This is a genomic window from Pandoraea sputorum (genome assembly GCF_000814845.2).
GTDB classification, from domain to species: domain Bacteria; phylum Pseudomonadota; class Gammaproteobacteria; order Burkholderiales; family Burkholderiaceae; genus Pandoraea; species Pandoraea sputorum.
In genome coordinates, this window is sequence record NZ_CP010431.2 from 1,357,376 (window position 1) to 1,372,254 (window position 14,879).

Consider the following 14,879-nt stretch of genomic DNA (forward strand, 5'->3'; position numbering starts at 1 on the left):
GCGACGCGTACGTCGACGGGTGTCGACGTATGTCAATTTATGAACGTGCGGAGTCTGATGCCCCGGTGCGGTGCCCGGGCCTGCCAGGGGGTTGCCGAAGGCTTGCCCGGCAGGCCGCCTACCTCACACTTGCAGGCACAGGTACTTCATTTCGAGGTATTCCTCGATGCCGTAGCGCGAGCCTTCGCGGCCCACGCCCGATTGCTTGATGCCGCCGAACGGGGCGACTTCGTTGGAGATCAGGCCGGTGTTCAGGCCGACCATGCCGTACTCGAGCGCTTCGGACGTGCGCCAGGCGCGGGCGATGTCGCGCGTATACAAATAGGCGGCGAGGCCGAATTCGGTGTCGTTTGCGAGTGCGATGGCGTCGGCGTCGAGCGTGAAGCGGAAGAGCGGGGCGACCGGGCCGAAGATCTCTTCGCGGGCCATGCGCATTTGCGACGTGGCGTCGGCGATCACCGTCGGTGCGTAGTAAGTGCCGCCCAGTGCATGGGCTTCGCCACCCACGAGCACGCGCCCGCCACGCGACTTCGCGTCTTCGACCAGTGTCACGACCTTGTCGACCGCTTTGCCTTCGATCAGCGGGCCGATGACCACGCCGTCTTCCAGACCGTTGCCGACCTTCATTTCAGCTACGCGCCTGGCGAACTTCTCGGCAAACGCGTCGTAGACGCCATCCTGAATGTAGAAGCGGTTCGCGCAGACACAGGTCTGACCGCCGTTGCGGTACTTCGCGGCGAGTGCGCCTTCGACGGCGGCATCGATGTCGGCATCGTCGAACACGATGAAGGGCGCGTTGCCGCCCAGCTCCAGCGACAGACGTTTGACCGTGGGGGCGCACTGCGCCATCAGCAGACGGCCCACGCCGGTCGAGCCGGTAAACGACAGCTTGCGCACGCTCGGGTGCGACGTCAGCACGCCGCCCACAGCGCGGGCGTCGCCTGTGACGACCTGGAACACGCCGCCGGGAATACCCGCGCGATGTGCCAGTTCGGCCAGTGCGAAGGCAGACAGCGGGGTGAGTTCGGACGGCTTGACCACGATGGCGCAGCCGGCCGCCAATGCAGGGGCGACCTTGCGCGTGATCATCGCGGCCGGGAAGTTCCATGGCGTGATGGCGGCACAGACACCGACCGGTTGCTTGATGGTGACCAGACGTTTGTCGGCGGCGGGTGTGGCGAGCACGTCGCCGTCCACACGCTTGGCCTCTTCCGCGAACCATTCGATGAAGCTGGCCGCGTACGCGATCTCGCCGCGGGCTTCGGCCAGCGGCTTGCCTTGTTCGCGCGTCATCAGGTACGCGAGGTCGTCGGTGTTCGCGATCATCAGATCGAACCAGCGGCGCAGCACGTTGGCGCGCTCCTTGCCGGTGCGGGCGGCCCACGCCTTCTGGGCAGCCTCGGCAGCGCTCACGGCGCGCGTGGTTTCCTCCGCGCCGAGCTCCGGCACTTTGGCCAGCACTTCGCCAGTCGCCGGATCGAGCACATCGAACGTCTTGCCGCTGTCGGCCGAGATCCATTGACCGTCGACCCACGCAAGGGTCTTGAAAAGATGGGTGTCTTTGAGTTGCATGGCAGTAGGCCGGGCGAACCGGCGTTTCCTATGGGCAGTGTCTCGGGTTGTTGCTTGCCGTTCTATCTATTGAACGGTATTCTATGTATTGAATATGATTCTACGTATTGAACGTTTTGGGTGCAACTAAGGGGTTTTCCCTAGGCCAGAATGAGAATGACTTGCCCGTACCATGCTGGCGGCGTGTCGGTCGTCACCCGGCGCGTCAACCGATCCATCGCAACAAAATCGACGCCGTTTCCCGAGATTCCCGAGATCCCCGATTCATGCCAAAGCGCAAACTCGATCTGCCTGCCAACGCTTCTGCGGCGAATGCCGCCGCCCAATCCGACGAGCCGCTCAAGACCACGGCGCCTGCCGTGGTGCGGGCCGTGCATGTCCTCGATGTGATTGCGGCGGCGTCCGAACCGGTGGCGCTGGCCGATCTCGCGCGCGAGACGGGGGTGCCGAAGAGCACGCTGCATGGCTTGTGCGACACGCTGGTCAAACTGCGTCTCGTGAAGCGTCATGCCAATGGCGGCATGACGATGGGGTCGTATGTGATGGGATGGGCGAACGCGTTCCTTTCGCAGACCAACATTACCGAGGAGTTCCGGGCGGTCTGGGAGGCGTCGCGCGCGTTCTCGGAAGAAACCGTGACGCTCTCCGTGCTCGATGGCGCGGAAGTGATCTATCTCGCGTGCCACAACGGCAACCGTCCGCTGGGCGTGACGTTCCGTATCGGCATGCGCTTGCCCGCGCCCTATACGGCGACTGGCAAAGCCATGCTCTCGACATTGCCGCCAGGCGAGGCGGCCGATCTGCTGGCGGGTGCATGGCCCGCACCGCTTACGCGTGCGAGCGTCGGGACCTACCCCGCATTGGCCGAAGAGATGGCTCAGGTGCGTCGTGACGGCTATTCGATCGACAACGGACAGATGCGCGAAGGCATGATCTGCTTCGGCGCGCCGGTGTTCGACGCGAGTGGTGAGCGCGCGGTGGCCGGGTTGGCGGTGAGTTTCCTGACGAATGAGATCGATGCGCAGACCGGACAGCGCATCGGTCACCAGATGCGCGAACTGGCCGATCAGTTGTCGGTGCGGCTTGGGGCATCCGCCGGGGCACTGTCGCGACGCTGAACCCGCATTGGCGTCGAAGAAAATACGCGCACGGAACGTTCGTGCGTCGTTGAGTCGAACTCACGCGGTTTGCGGGAACTGTTTGGTGTCTGCCGACGCACCCTGCGCTGTCGGCCGCCTCGAATCTTCCTATAATTGCCCCTCCTGTCGGTGGGGCCATGAACATTCGGCTCCGGCTGTCGGGGCTGTCCGGCCAAACGGCTCGTCGCGCCTTGCTGCGCGCGGCTTTTCGGCCGATGGCGCGCATGGCGGCGCGTCGTCAGCGCGGTGTCATTTTCCTGTCAGTTTCGCGCCCGCGAAGTGACAGCGTCCTGCATTCGTTCGATTGTTATCTTTAGCGGAACAGTCATGTCCGCGAATGCGGGCTATTCCCTAGGGGTTATCACTGGCATTATCTGGCCTTGACTGATGTCCAGACAGCCAGAGGAAGCGTAGGGAAGCGCGATCCCGGCGGTGCCATGGGGCGGACATCCAATAGGGAAGCACTACGCCATGTCCAATATCGCAATCGTGTATTACTCGCAGGGCGGCGCAACCGCCATGATTGCCCATTCGGTCGCCCAGGGTGTGAATGACGCGGGCGCACATGCACAACTGTTCAGCATCGAGCCGCATCAGCTCATCGGCAATCAATGGCACGACGAAGTGATGCTGTCGCGTCTGGCTGCCGCCGACGCCATCATCTTCGGTGCACCGGCATTTCAGGGCGGCGTTGCCGCCGCATTCAAGGCTTTCGCTGACGCGACCACTGGAATGTGGCGTGCGCGCAGCTGGCGCAACAAGGTCGCGGGCGGATTCTCGTTCAGCTGCCGCGCCAGCGAAGACAAGCGCAACACGCTCGATTACTTTGCCGCGCTGGCCGCACAGCACGGCATGGTGTGGGCCGATGCGCAGGCCGACGACGCCGACTTCGAGATGCGCGGCTCGGCGGGATCGATGGCCACCCGATTCGCTGGCGATTTCCCGGCGGTCACGGCCCCGGGCGTCGAAGTCGACGCGGCCTACGCGCTCGATCCGGCCGATGTCATCGCTGGCAAGCAGTACGGTCGTAACGTGGCCTCGCTTGTTGCGCGTCTTGCGGGAGAAGTGCTGGAGTCACCGGCAGTCCTGGCGCGTCGTGCGCTGGAAGCGGCAGAGCGTCGGCTGTAAAGGCGCACAGTGGCGATGCACCGGTGAGTCCGGTGTGAGGCGCAGCGTTGCGCGGCAGGGATCGTTGTAAAAGCAGCCGCAGAGAAGGTGGCGACAAAGTCAGTCGTAAAGCAAACGGCACGTTGAGTGAATGCACTCACGTGCCGTTTGTCGTTTGGCGTGGTGTTAGCGCGATGTTGTCGAGATGCCGTGCGTCAGTTGCTCGGGGCGTCGCTCGCCGGTTCGGCGTGAATTTGCAGGACAGCGTCCCGTTTCGCCAGCAAGTGCTTGCGCAGAATCTCGCCGAGCCGTTTGCCGTCGCGTTGCTCCAGCGCGTCGATCATCTGCTCGTGCTCGTGGATGGCGCGATCCCACTTGTCCGAATGGAAGTTCGAGCGAAAGCGCAGCGCCATCAGCCGACGGTTGATGGCCACATAAGTCTGTCGCAACGCGCCGTTGCGCGCCGCTTCGTTGATGCGATCGTGAATCGCCTGATTCCGCGCGTAGTAGCCCGGCAGGTCTTGCTGCGCGCGGCACGCGAGCATGGCGTAATGCAGGGCCTTGATCTCGGCGAGTTCGACGGCTGTCATACGCTCGGCCGCCAATTCCCCCGAGAATGCTTCGAGCGCGCTCATGAGCTCGAACATCTCGCGGATTTCCTTCTCCGTCATCCGCGCGACGCTCGCGCCGCGATTTGGCGCGATCTCGATAAGCCCTTCGGCCGCCAGCACCTTGAATGCTTCGCGCAGCGGCGTGCGCGAGATGCCGAGCGTCTCGCACAACTCGCGTTCGTTGAGTTTAACCCCGGGGGAGAGCACCCCCTCGATGATGAGGCGGCGCAGGTGCTCGACGACGGTGTCGTGCAACCGCAGGCGCTCGACACGCGGGATTTCTGGGGCGGCAATCGTCGACGTGTTATCCATTTTTTGCATTCAAAATCATCAAATCGGCATCAGGCGTCATGGTCGCGATTGTAACGCACGGTATCAGGCGTCCGTATCTCTAGGGTAAACGACTGTATTAAAAGCGCTTCTCACCTCTTGCGAAAGTCATCCGCTCTGCTAAAGTATTTTGAATGCAAAATTCAAAAACGAATTTTTCAAGAGGAGATAGACGTTCATGTTGAAGCTCGATTTCCATCCCTCGGGTCGCCATTTCCTGCAGATCCCTGGTCCGAGCCCGGTGCCCGATCGCATTCTGCGCGCCATGAGCTATCCGACGATCGACCATCGCGGCCCCGAATTCGGTGCGCTCGGTCGCAAGGTGCTCGCCGACATCAAGAAGATTTTCAAGACCGAACAGCCGGTAGTGATCTATCCGGCTTCAGGCACCGGCGCGTGGGAAGCCGCGCTGACGAACACGCTCTCGCCGGGCGATCATGTGCTGATGTTCGAAACCGGACACTTCTCCACGCTGTGGAAGAAGATGGCCGAAAACCTCGGTCTGAAGCCGGAGTTCATCGGCCTGCCGGGCACTGACGGCTGGCGTCGTGGCGTGCAGCCGGACATGATCGAAGCGCGTCTGCGCGAGGACACCGGCCACGCCATCAAGGCCGTGTGCGTGGTGCACAACGAAACGTCGACCGGTGTGACCTCCGATATCGCGGCCGTGCGCCGCGCCATCGATGCGGCCAAACACCCGGCGCTGCTGCTTGTCGACACGATCTCGGGCCTCGGCTCGGCCGACTACCGTCATGACGAATGGGGTGTCGACGTCACCGTCTCGGGCTCGCAAAAGGGTCTGATGCTGCCGCCAGGTATCAGCTTTAATGCCGTCTCGCCCAAGGCGCTGGAAGCGGGTAAGCAGGCCAAGTTGCCGCGCGCCTTCTGGGGCTGGCAGGAAATCATCGAGGCGAACAAGAACGGCTACTGGCCGTACACGCCGAACACGAACCTGCTTTACGGCCTGTCCGAAGCGCTCGACATGATTCTGGAAGAAGGGCTGGATAACGTGTTCGCGCGTCACCAGCGTCTGGCCGAGGCGACGCGTCGTGCCGTCAACGCCTGGGGGCTGGAGATCCAATGCCAGGACCCGGCGGTGTACAGCCCGGTGCTCACCGGTGTGGTCATGCCGCAAGGCGTGGACGCCGACGAAGTCCGCAAACGCATTTACGAGCGCTTCGACATGTCGCTCGGTCAGGCACTCGGCAAGATTCGAGGCACCATGTTCCGCATCGGCCATCTGGGCGACTGCAACGATCTGACGCTAATGGCAACGCTCTCGGGCTGCGAAATGGGCCTGCAGATCTCGGGCGTGAAGCTGGCTGGCTCGGGTGTTGTCGCTGCAATGGACTATCTGGCGCACGCGAAGGACACACCGTCGCTCAAGGTCGCCGCGTAACCTGCCGTTAGTAATCCTAACCAGGAGACGAGGAGTGCCGACGATATGGATGGAGGATCGCCGGCGCTCCTGAAGTAAAACGCTTTAATTGTCATTCACGCGTCACAGAGCTTCACAACAGAAGAGCTCGTGACGCAGCAACACCTTTGCGCTGCCAGCATGCTGCGGGCGCGCTTCACAGGATGTTTCAGGAGACATGCAATGAAGCTTTTCAAGGCGACAAGGGTCGTGCTGGTGATGCTATGCGTCATGTATTTCATCACCTACCTCGATCGCGTCAACGTCAGCACAGCGGCAGCCGGTTTCGGCAAGGAATTCAATCTCAACAAGACGGAAATCGGTCTTGTCTTCTCTGCATTTGCTTATCCCTATCTGGTTTTCCAAATCATCGGCGGTTGGGTGAGCGATCGCTTCGGTGCGAAGCGCACGTTGCTGGTGTGCGGCGCATTGTGGGCGGTGGCGACGATCCTGACCGGTATGGCGGGTGGTCTCGTCACGCTGTTGCTGGCGCGTTTGCTGCTGGGTCTGGGCGAAGGGGCGACGTTCCCGGCAGCCACGTCGGCCATGTCGCGCTGGATTCCCAAGGAAAAGCGCGGTTTCGCGCAGGGGATCACGCACGCGGCTTCGCGTATCGGTAACGCCGTGGCCCCGGCCGTGGTGGTGTTCATCATGGCCACGCACGGCTGGCGCGAGTCGTTCTACCTGTGCGGGATCGTGAGCCTGATCTGGGTGGGGCTGTGGGCACTCACGTTTACCGAACGTCCGCAAGACCATCCGCGCATCACGACCGAAGAACTGGCCGTGCTGCCCGCACTCAAGGCCAAGAGCGGCTCGGTGCCGTGGGGTCCGCTGTTCAAGCGCATGATGCCGGTCACGATCGTGTACTTCTGCTACGGCTGGACGCTCTGGTTGTTCCTGTCGTGGATTCCGCAGTACTTCCTGCATAGCTACGACCTCGATCTGAAGAAGTCGGCGCTGTTCGCTTCGAGCGTGTTCTTTGCCGGTGTGATCGGCGATACGCTCGGCGGGATCGTCACCGACAAGCTCTACGAGCGCACCGGCAACCTGAAGCGCGCCCGCAGCTGGATGGTCTCCGTATGCATGCTGCTCACGCTGATCTCGCTTGTGCCGATGATGTTCACGCACCATCTGTATGTGTCGATGGCGTGTCTGGCGGCGGGCTTCTTCTTCGCCGAAATGACGATTGGCCCGATGTGGGCGATCCCGATGGACGTCGCACCGGAATACTCGGGCACGGCCAGCGGCATGATGAATACCGGTTCGGCACTCGCGGCGATCATTTCGCCGGTGCTCTCGGGCTATCTCATCGACCGCACGGGGAACTGGGAACTGCCGTTCGTGGGCAGCATGATTCTGATGGCCGTCGGTGTGGTGCTGGCCTTCCGCATGCAACCCGAGAGCAAATTCTCGCTTGCCGGCGATGCCGCCAACGCAAGCAACGCTCGTCAGCCTGCCTGACGTGCACTTGATGTCTGCCTGATTTGTCGGATCGTGAGGGGCGCGGTGAGCGTCCGCACGATCCGCAAGACGAGCGACACCTTTCGCAGAACACCTGCCGCACGGGCCTCGTGTCCGTTCGCCGCAGGCCCGTCCCTGATGCCTTGTGCATCTACTTCGGTACGGCCAGCTCAACGCCAGCAACGTCATGAATTCCCAATCGAACGCCCGCGCGACGCCTCACGGCACCTCTCCGACTTCTCCGACTCCGCTGACGTCCATCAGCCAGCCCGTGCATCTGATGCCGATGCAGCGCGGCGGGGTGGCGCTCACGCCGTTGCAGGACCGCCTGCGCCGCGAACTGCGCGGCGACGTGCTGTTCGATCGCGCCAGTCGAGGACGTTATGCGACGGATGCGTCGATTTATCAGATCTTCCCCATCGGCGTAGTGGTGCCGCGCGATCAGGACGACCTGATTCGCGCGCTCGATATCGCACGCGACCAGAAAGTGCCGGTGCTCGCGCGCGGTGCAGGCACGAGCCAGTGCGGACAGACCATCGGCGAAGCGCTCGTCATCGACAACAGCAAGTGGCTGAACCGTGTGATCGACTTCGACGCCGAGGCGCGCACTGTGACCGTCGAGCCGGGCATCGTGCTCGATCATCTGAACGCGTGGCTCAAGCCGCACGGGCTGTGGTTTCCGGTGGACGTTTCGACTGCCGCGCAATGCACCATCGGCGGCATGACCGGCAACAACTCGTGCGGTTCGCGTTCCATCGAATACGGCAACATGGTGCACAACGTGCTGTCCATCGACGCCGTGCTGGCCGATGGCGCGCAACTGCACTTCGGCTCGCTGCACACGCCGCCCACGCACGCGCGTACGAAGGCGATCCTCGAACGCGTTCACGACATTGCGATGCGCGAACAGGCGCAGATGCGCGAGCGCGTGCCGCGCGTGCTGCGCCGTGTGGCGGGCTACAACCTCGATTTGTTCGATTGCCTCAACCCGCGCGCGTACACCGACGACGGCGTGGCCAACCTCTCGCATCTGCTGGTGGGTTCGGAGGGCACGCTGGCGTACAGCCGTCAGATCACGCTCAAGCTCGCGCCGCTGCCCGCCCATAAGACGCTCGGTGTGGTGAACTTCCCCACGTTCTATCAGGCGATGGACCTCACGCAGCACATCGTGAAGCTGGGGCCGGTGGCGGTGGAACTGGTCGACCGCACGATGATCGATCTGGCGATGGACAACGCCGCGTTTCGTCCCGTCATCGAGAAGGCGCTCACGGGCGACCCGCAGGCGATTCTGCTGGTCGAATTCGCGGGCGACGATCCCGTGGCACTGCGCGCGAAGCTCGACGATCTCGCCGCGCTGATGGGCGATCTCGGCTTGCCGGAGTGCGTTGTGAAGATGCCGGACGCCGGGCCGCAGAAGGCGCTTTGGGAAGTGCGCAAGGCGGGCCTGAACATCATGATGAGCATGAAGGGCGACGGTAAGCCCGTGTCGTTCATCGAAGACTGCGCGGTGCCGCTGGAGCATCTGGCGGAGTACACGCGGCGGCTGACCGAGGTGTTTCATCGCAACGGGACGGAAGGCACGTGGTACGCCCACGCGAGTGTGGGCACGTTGCACGTACGGCCGATTCTGGACATGCGCCGCGACGGCGCGGTGAAGATGCGCGAGATCGCTGAGCAAGCGGCGGCGCTCGTGCGCGAATACAAGGGCGCTTATTCGGGCGAGCACGGCGACGGGCTGTGTCGCGGCGAATGGGTGGCCTGGCAGTATGGGCCGCGCATCAATGCGGCGTTTGGCGAGATCAAGGATCTGTTCGACCCGGAAAATCGATTCAATCCGGACAAGATGGTGCGCCCACCGAAGATGGACACGCGCGAGCTGTTCCGTTTCGCGCCGGGCTATGCGGCAAAGCCGATGACGCCCGCGCTCGACTGGACGGCATGGAACGTGAAGCGCGATGCGCTGACTGGCGAGCAGACGGCGCCGGACACCGGCACGGACGCCACGCACGGCCTCGCGTCCGCCGTCGAGATGTGCAACAACAACGGCCACTGTCGCAAGTTCGACGCGGGCACGATGTGCCCGAGCTATCGCGTGACGCGCGACGAGCAGCATGTCACGCGCGGACGGGCGAATACGTTGCGTCTGGCCGTCTCCGGGCAACTGGGTGAGGAAGGGCTGGCGAGCGACGAAGTGAAGGCGGCGCTCGATCTGTGCGTGTCGTGCAAGGGCTGCAAGCGCGATTGTCCGACGGGCATCGATATGGCGCGCTTCAAGATCGAGGCGCGGCATGCGCGTGCGAAGCGCCACGGCGTGTCGTTGCGCGACAAGCTGATCGCGTACCTGCCGCGCTACGCGCCGTGGGCCAGCCGGGTGGGCGGGCTGCTGGATGCGGCGCAGCGTCTGCCCGGCAGCAACGCGGCGAAGCGCTGGTTGGGGCTCGCACTGGAACGCTCCGTGCCAGCGCTCACCGGCTCGTTCCTGGCGCGTCAGACGCCGCTGGGCCGACCCGACGGTGCGGAGAATTCGCGTCAGGTGCTGCTCTTCGTCGACACGTTCAACAACTATATGGAGCCGGAAAATGCCCGCGCGGCGAAGCAGGTGCTCGAAGCGGCGGGTTACACCGTTCATGTGAATCAGCGCGCGGGAGAGCGACCGCTGTGCTGCGGCCGGACGTTCCTCGCGGCCGGTCTGGTGGACGAAGCGAAGGCAGAGGCGCGACGTCTGCTCGACGCGGTGATGCCGTTCGTCGAGCGCGGGGTGCCGATTGTCGGGCTGGAGCCGTCGTGCCTGCTCTCGCTACGCGACGAAGTACTCGGCTACGGCTTCGGCGACGCGGCCCGCAAGTTGGCGGACAACGCGTTTTTGTTTGAGGAATTTCTGGTTCGCGAGAAGGCGGCAGGGCGACTGGATGTGGCCTGGCAAGCGCTGCCGGAGGGCGTGGGCGAGGCGCTTGTGCACGGGCACTGCCATCAGAAGGCGTTCGACGCTTACTCCCCCGTCACAGCGGTCCTTGGTTGGGTGCCGGGGCTGAAGGTATCATCGATCGAATCGTCGTGCTGCGGCATGGCGGGCAGTTTCGGTTACGAGGCGGAGCATTACGACACGTCGCGCGCCATGTCGGAATTGACGCTGTTGCCTGCGATTCGTCAGCGCAGCGAAAACGCTATCGTGGTGGCCGACGGCACCAGTTGCCGCCATCAAATTCACGATGGGGCGCAGACGGATGCGTTGCACGTTGCGCGGGTATTGGCGCGGGCTTTGCCGGGCGGGGTGGCGTAGGCGGTGGCGCAAGCGGTGGTATAAGCGACCGCCGCCATTTTCTGCGACCGCCCATCAAAAGATTGAGGATTGTGATGCCAGATTCAGTCAATACGGTTTCGATGTCAGCGAGTGCTGTAAACACGGCGACCGGCAGCATTGCCGTGCCGCCTGTGGCGCGCGTGGGCGACACGCTCGCGCAGGTGGCCACGCCGTCGCTGCTGCTCGATCTGGACGCGTTCGATGCGAACGTCGAACGCATGGCGAGCGCAGCGGCAGCGCGCGCCGTTGCGGTGCGTCCGCATGCCAAAGCGCACAAGTCTGTCACCATCGCGCGGGCACAGATGGCGGCGGGCGCGGTCGGTATCTGCTGCCAGAAAGTGACGGAGGCTATCCCGTTCGTCAATGCGGGCATCGGCAACATCCATATCAGCAACGAATTCGTCGGCGAGGCGCGCGTGGCGCTGGCTGTGGCAATGGCGGCGCATGTCACGCTGTCGGTGTGTGTCGACGATGTGCGGCAAGTTGCACCGCTCGGTAAGGCCGCGCAGCGCGCAGGCGTGCGCATCGCCGTGCTGCCCGAAGTGGACGTGGGGCAGGGGCGTTGCGGCGTGGATTCGACGGATGCCGTGGCGCAACTGGTCGATGCCATCGATCACTACGAAGGGCTACGTTTCGGCGGATTGCAGGCATATCACGGCAGCGCGCAGCATGTGGACGGGTGGGAGAAGCGACGCGATACCGCACGTCTCGCCGCCGACCGCGCATCGGCCTACGTGCGCTTTCTTGAGGCGCGCGGCATTGCGTGTCCGGTCGTGACGGGCGGAGGCACAGGCACGGCCGAGTTCGATATCGAAAGCGGCGTGTACACCGAAATTCAGCCGGGCTCGTATGTGTTTCTAGACGGCCATTACGGTTCGCTTGAGTGGCGCGACGACTGGCGCTTTCGCCACGGTCTGTTTCTCGCGTCGACGGTCATGAGCACGGCGCGCAACGGGATCATCGTGTGCGATGCGGGGCTCAAGAGCGTAGCGACTGATTCCGGCCTGCCGCGCTTCTGGTCGTCGCAACAGGCGAGCAAGCCGCATTACCGGACTGCCTCGGACGAACATGGCGTACTGGAACTCGCCTCGGCGGACGAAGACAGCGCGCCATGGCTGGGCGAGCCGATTCTGCTGGTGCCGGGACACTGCGATCCGACGGTCAATCTCTACGACCGATACGTGGCGGTGCGGCACGGGCGGGTCGAAGGTCTCTGGCCCATCGAGGCACGTGGGCTGAGCCAGTAAGGCCGGGGATCGGGGGTGACTGTCGGTGGCCGGGTCATCGTGGTGACATCCGGCCCCGTCAAAATATTTTGATGCAGGGACTTCCCAAGGCCGGAAAAGCACGCTATAGTCTCACTTCTTCGCCGTACGGGGGTATAGCTCAGCTGGGAGAGCGCTTGCATGGCATGCAAGAGGTCAGCGGTTCGATCCCGCTTACCTCCACCAAAACGGAAGACTTTAGGTCCCCTTCGTCTAGAGGCCTAGGACATCACCCTTTCACGGTGAGTACAGGGGTTCGAATCCCCTAGGGGACGCCAGATTTAGCGGCGTGATTCTCGGAAAGCTCCAGAAACACGCCGCGCAATCGGTTGTCGACAAACGCGCTTGGCTTAACAGCCAGGCGCGTTTTGTTTTTGTGCTGCCGGTTCATCCGCCCGGCCATCTTTCAGCGCACCGGCGTGCTTGCTGTCTTGCCGACGACCGTCTTCCACGGCCGTACGCGCCACGACTTAACCAGACCATTCACCACGTACGGATCCGTTTTCGCGAAGGCTTCTGCCGCCGCAGGCGAGTCGCCTTCGAAGAGCAGGGCTGCCGTGTCGACGGGCGACTCCAGTGCGCCCGCAAGCAGCAGTTCGCCGCGCTCCGATGCTGCCCAGGCGAGGGCCAGATGCGCGTCGCGGAACTGGCTGCGACGGTCGAGGTAATCGTCAACGAGTTCGTAAGTGAGCAGGTAATGCATGGTGTGATCTCCGTGTTATCGGTGTTATCCGTGTTATCTGCGTGCGCACTATGAAGTTGTGCAGTCGCATCGACGCGCGTCGTACTCGTCATTATCGATAAAACGCCGACGGCGGTACGCCGAAGTGCCGTTTGAACATCGCCGCAAACGCGCTCTGGCTGGCATAGCCGTGATCGAGCGCCACGTTCACGATCTTTTCGCCGCGTGCCAGCGCTTCCAGCGCTTGAAGCAGGCGCGCTTGCTGACGCCAGCGGCCGAACGTCAGGCCTGTTTCCGTGGAAAAACGCCGCTGAAACGTCTTCGGTGAGAGGCCCGCTTCGCTGGCCCAATGGTCGATGATGGCGTCGTCGCAAGGGCTTTGCATCAGACGATCGCAAACGCGTGCCAGACGTGCGTCTCGTGGCCACGGCAGATAGAGTGGCAGGACGGGCAGGGCGATCAGTTCGTCGAGCAGTAGGCGCATGAGGCGCGCGTCCCGTGAGTCGGGCGCGTAGTCCGGCGGCACATGAATAGCGGCCAGAATCAGCTCGCGCATCAGCGGCGTGATCTCCACGACACAACTGGTGTCGGGTAACGGCTCGCTGCCCGGCTCCACGAACACGGTACGCATCTTGACGTTACCGCTCATGCGCACCGTATGTTCCAGTCCGGACGCGAGCCAGACGCCGCGTGTCGGTGGCACCACCCAGCGACCCGACGACGACGCGATGATCATCACGCCCTCAATCGAGAAGAGCAGTTGCGCGCGCCGATGCGAATGCGAGGCGATGAACTCGTTGTGCGCGTAATCGACCGCCATCGCCGCCATCGGCATAGGGGTGTTCTCGAATCGCAGATGGTCGGTCACGCGCGGATCGATAACGCGCCGCACAGCCTTTTCGGTAGCCACGGGTGTCCTTTTCGAGACAGGTTTTGGAATTTTAGCGTGAGACGGTCCTATGTGACATCCCTGACGATGGCGCTTCCTTTGTCAAACCTGTGGGAAATCGTCATGGGGTACTTTCTGTATCCGCTCGGCGCCATGCTGTTGTGGGCCGGCAACGTCATCGTTTCGAAGCTCTCGGCCACGACCATCGCGCCGTCGGCCATCACGTTCTATCGTCTGGTGCTGGCGCTAGCCGTCATGACGCCCTTCGTCATTCGTCCGCTAATGCGCAACTGGCATCATGTGCGCCCGCAACTCGCCAAGCTCGGCTTCCTCGGTTTTCTGAGCATGTCGTTCTATCAGAGCCTGTCGTATCTCGCGGCGCACAGCACTACGGCGACCAATATGGCGATCGTGACGGCGCTGGCCCCGCTGCTGACCCTGCTGTGGAGCGTGGTGCTGCTGCGCGAGCCGCCGACTCTCGGCATGCTTGTGGGCGGTCTGCTGTCGCTCGCAGGGCTGGTGTATCTGATCGGGCAGGGGCATCCGTCGCAGTTACTCGATGGCGGCATGCATCTGGGGGACATCCTGATGCTGATCGCGTCCGCATCGTACGGGTTGTACAGCGTGTTGCTGCGACGCTGGCACGTGGCGGTGCCGCCCGCGCAGTCGACCTACGTGCAGGCGTGGGCGGCGCTGATCACGATGATTCCGATGCTCGCGATGGTGCCTGCCGGTCAGGCACAACTGAATGCGGCGACGGTGCCGCTGGTGCTGTACGCCGGATTGGGGGCTTCGATCGTGTTGCCGATTCTGTGGATTCAGGGCATCCGGCATCTCGGGCCGAACCGTTGCAGCATGTTCATCAACGTGCTGCCGGTCATGACAGCCGCGATTGCTGTTGTGCTGCTGGGTGAGCAGTTGCACACGTTCCACGTGATCGGTGGCGGTGTGGCGCTCGTCGGCGTATTCATCGCGCAGCGCTGGCAGCGCCCGTTGCCTGGCTTCGGTGGTGTGGAAGATTCGGACGAAGTACCGGCGTGATTTTTGGCGGGGCGTCCGTTCAGCAGAAGGTCCAGTCAGGTTGCTACTGACTGGACCTTCGGCG

General features: G+C 63.2%; 11 protein-coding genes and 2 tRNA genes. 9 read left to right on the top strand and 4 right to left on the bottom strand.

The genetic code is table 11. The features are described from left to right. Positions 1–123 precede the first annotated feature (123 nt). Positions 124–1,572: an NAD-dependent succinate-semialdehyde dehydrogenase gene (locus NA29_RS06145; protein ID WP_039396824.1), complete on the bottom strand. Its 1,449-nt coding sequence runs from the start codon at positions 1,570–1,572 to the stop codon at positions 124–126. Positions 1,573–1,838: 266 nt separating this feature from the next. Here NA29_RS06145 and NA29_RS06150 point away from each other — a divergent pair, with 266 nt between their 5' ends. After that, positions 1,839–2,690, top strand: a complete 852-nt coding sequence (locus NA29_RS06150; RefSeq protein WP_084103496.1) for an IclR family transcriptional regulator — start codon at positions 1,839–1,841, stop codon at positions 2,688–2,690. Positions 2,691–3,182: 492 nt separating this feature from the next. Then, complete coding sequence (locus NA29_RS06160; RefSeq protein ID WP_052252567.1) at positions 3,183–3,839, top strand: flavodoxin family protein; 657 nt, start codon at positions 3,183–3,185, stop codon at positions 3,837–3,839. Between the two features lie 194 nt (positions 3,840–4,033). Here NA29_RS06160 and NA29_RS06165 read toward each other — a convergent pair whose 3' ends face one another. Next, positions 4,034–4,750 carry a GntR family transcriptional regulator gene (locus NA29_RS06165; protein ID WP_039396830.1) on the bottom strand — a complete coding sequence of 239 codons (717 nt, stop codon included), beginning with the start codon at positions 4,748–4,750 and terminating at the stop codon, positions 4,034–4,036. Between the two features lie 187 nt (positions 4,751–4,937). On the opposite strand from NA29_RS06165, the gene NA29_RS06170 reads away from it, so the two are divergent. From NA29_RS06170 to NA29_RS06195, 6 genes are all read left to right on the top strand, one after another. After that, on the top strand, positions 4,938–6,158 hold the full coding sequence (locus NA29_RS06170; RefSeq protein WP_039396834.1) for a pyridoxal-phosphate-dependent aminotransferase family protein: 1,221 nt from the start codon (positions 4,938–4,940) through the stop codon (positions 6,156–6,158). A 201-nt stretch (positions 6,159–6,359) separates the two neighbouring features. Continuing rightward, a complete protein-coding gene (locus tag NA29_RS06175; RefSeq protein WP_039396838.1) occupies positions 6,360–7,637 on the top strand; it encodes an MFS transporter in 1,278 nt (425 codons plus the stop codon). Between the two features lie 280 nt (positions 7,638–7,917). After that, on the top strand, positions 7,918–10,917 hold the full coding sequence (locus tag NA29_RS06180) for an FAD-binding and (Fe-S)-binding domain-containing protein (RefSeq protein ID WP_095178415.1): 3,000 nt from the start codon (positions 7,918–7,920) through the stop codon (positions 10,915–10,917). 101 nt (positions 10,918–11,018) lie between these two features. Beyond that, complete coding sequence (locus NA29_RS06185; RefSeq protein ID WP_039396841.1) at positions 11,019–12,185, top strand: DSD1 family PLP-dependent enzyme; 1,167 nt, start codon at positions 11,019–11,021, stop codon at positions 12,183–12,185. A gap of 128 nt (positions 12,186–12,313) precedes the next feature. Beyond that, positions 12,314–12,389 (top strand) — tRNA-Ala (locus tag NA29_RS06190). Positions 12,390–12,405: 16 nt separating this feature from the next. Then, a tRNA-Glu gene (locus NA29_RS06195) sits at positions 12,406–12,481 on the top strand. Positions 12,482–12,609: 128 nt separating this feature from the next. Here the strand turns inward: NA29_RS06195 and NA29_RS06200 are convergent. Next, complete coding sequence (locus tag NA29_RS06200) at positions 12,610–12,906, bottom strand: YciI-like protein (protein WP_039396844.1); 297 nt, start codon at positions 12,904–12,906, stop codon at positions 12,610–12,612. Positions 12,907–12,997: 91 nt separating this feature from the next. After that, the gene (locus NA29_RS06205; RefSeq protein ID WP_039402544.1) at positions 12,998–13,720 is read right to left on the bottom strand and encodes an AraC family transcriptional regulator; all 723 of its coding nucleotides are present in this window, start codon (positions 13,718–13,720) and stop codon (positions 12,998–13,000) included. A gap of 177 nt (positions 13,721–13,897) precedes the next feature. Here NA29_RS06205 and NA29_RS06210 point away from each other — a divergent pair, with 177 nt between their 5' ends. Next, positions 13,898–14,815, top strand: coding sequence for a DMT family transporter (locus tag NA29_RS06210; RefSeq protein ID WP_039396854.1), 918 nt, complete (start codon positions 13,898–13,900; stop codon positions 14,813–14,815). The last annotated feature ends 64 nt before the right edge of the window (positions 14,816–14,879 follow it).

Bases quoted from the DNA above. Each gene is read 5' to 3' on its own strand.
- NA29_RS06145 (WP_039396824.1), bottom strand. From the start codon at position 1,572: ATGCAACTCAAAGACACCCATCTTTTCAAGACCCTTGCGTGGGTCGAC.
- NA29_RS06150 (WP_084103496.1), top strand. From the start codon at position 1,839: ATGCCAAAGCGCAAACTCGATCTGCCTGCCAACGCTTCTGCGGCGAAT.
- NA29_RS06160 (WP_052252567.1), top strand. From the start codon at position 3,183: ATGTCCAATATCGCAATCGTGTATTACTCGCAGGGCGGCGCAACCGCC.
- NA29_RS06165 (WP_039396830.1), bottom strand. From the start codon at position 4,750: ATGCAAAAAATGGATAACACGTCGACGATTGCCGCCCCAGAAATCCCG.
- NA29_RS06170 (WP_039396834.1), top strand. From the start codon at position 4,938: ATGTTGAAGCTCGATTTCCATCCCTCGGGTCGCCATTTCCTGCAGATC.
- NA29_RS06175 (WP_039396838.1), top strand. From the start codon at position 6,360: ATGAAGCTTTTCAAGGCGACAAGGGTCGTGCTGGTGATGCTATGCGTC.
- NA29_RS06180 (WP_095178415.1), top strand. From the start codon at position 7,918: ATGCCGATGCAGCGCGGCGGGGTGGCGCTCACGCCGTTGCAGGACCGC.
- NA29_RS06185 (WP_039396841.1), top strand. From the start codon at position 11,019: ATGTCAGCGAGTGCTGTAAACACGGCGACCGGCAGCATTGCCGTGCCG.
- NA29_RS06200 (WP_039396844.1), bottom strand. From the start codon at position 12,906: ATGCATTACCTGCTCACTTACGAACTCGTTGACGATTACCTCGACCGT.
- NA29_RS06205 (WP_039402544.1), bottom strand. From the start codon at position 13,720: ATGCCGATGGCGGCGATGGCGGTCGATTACGCGCACAACGAGTTCATC.
- NA29_RS06210 (WP_039396854.1), top strand. From the start codon at position 13,898: ATGGGGTACTTTCTGTATCCGCTCGGCGCCATGCTGTTGTGGGCCGGC.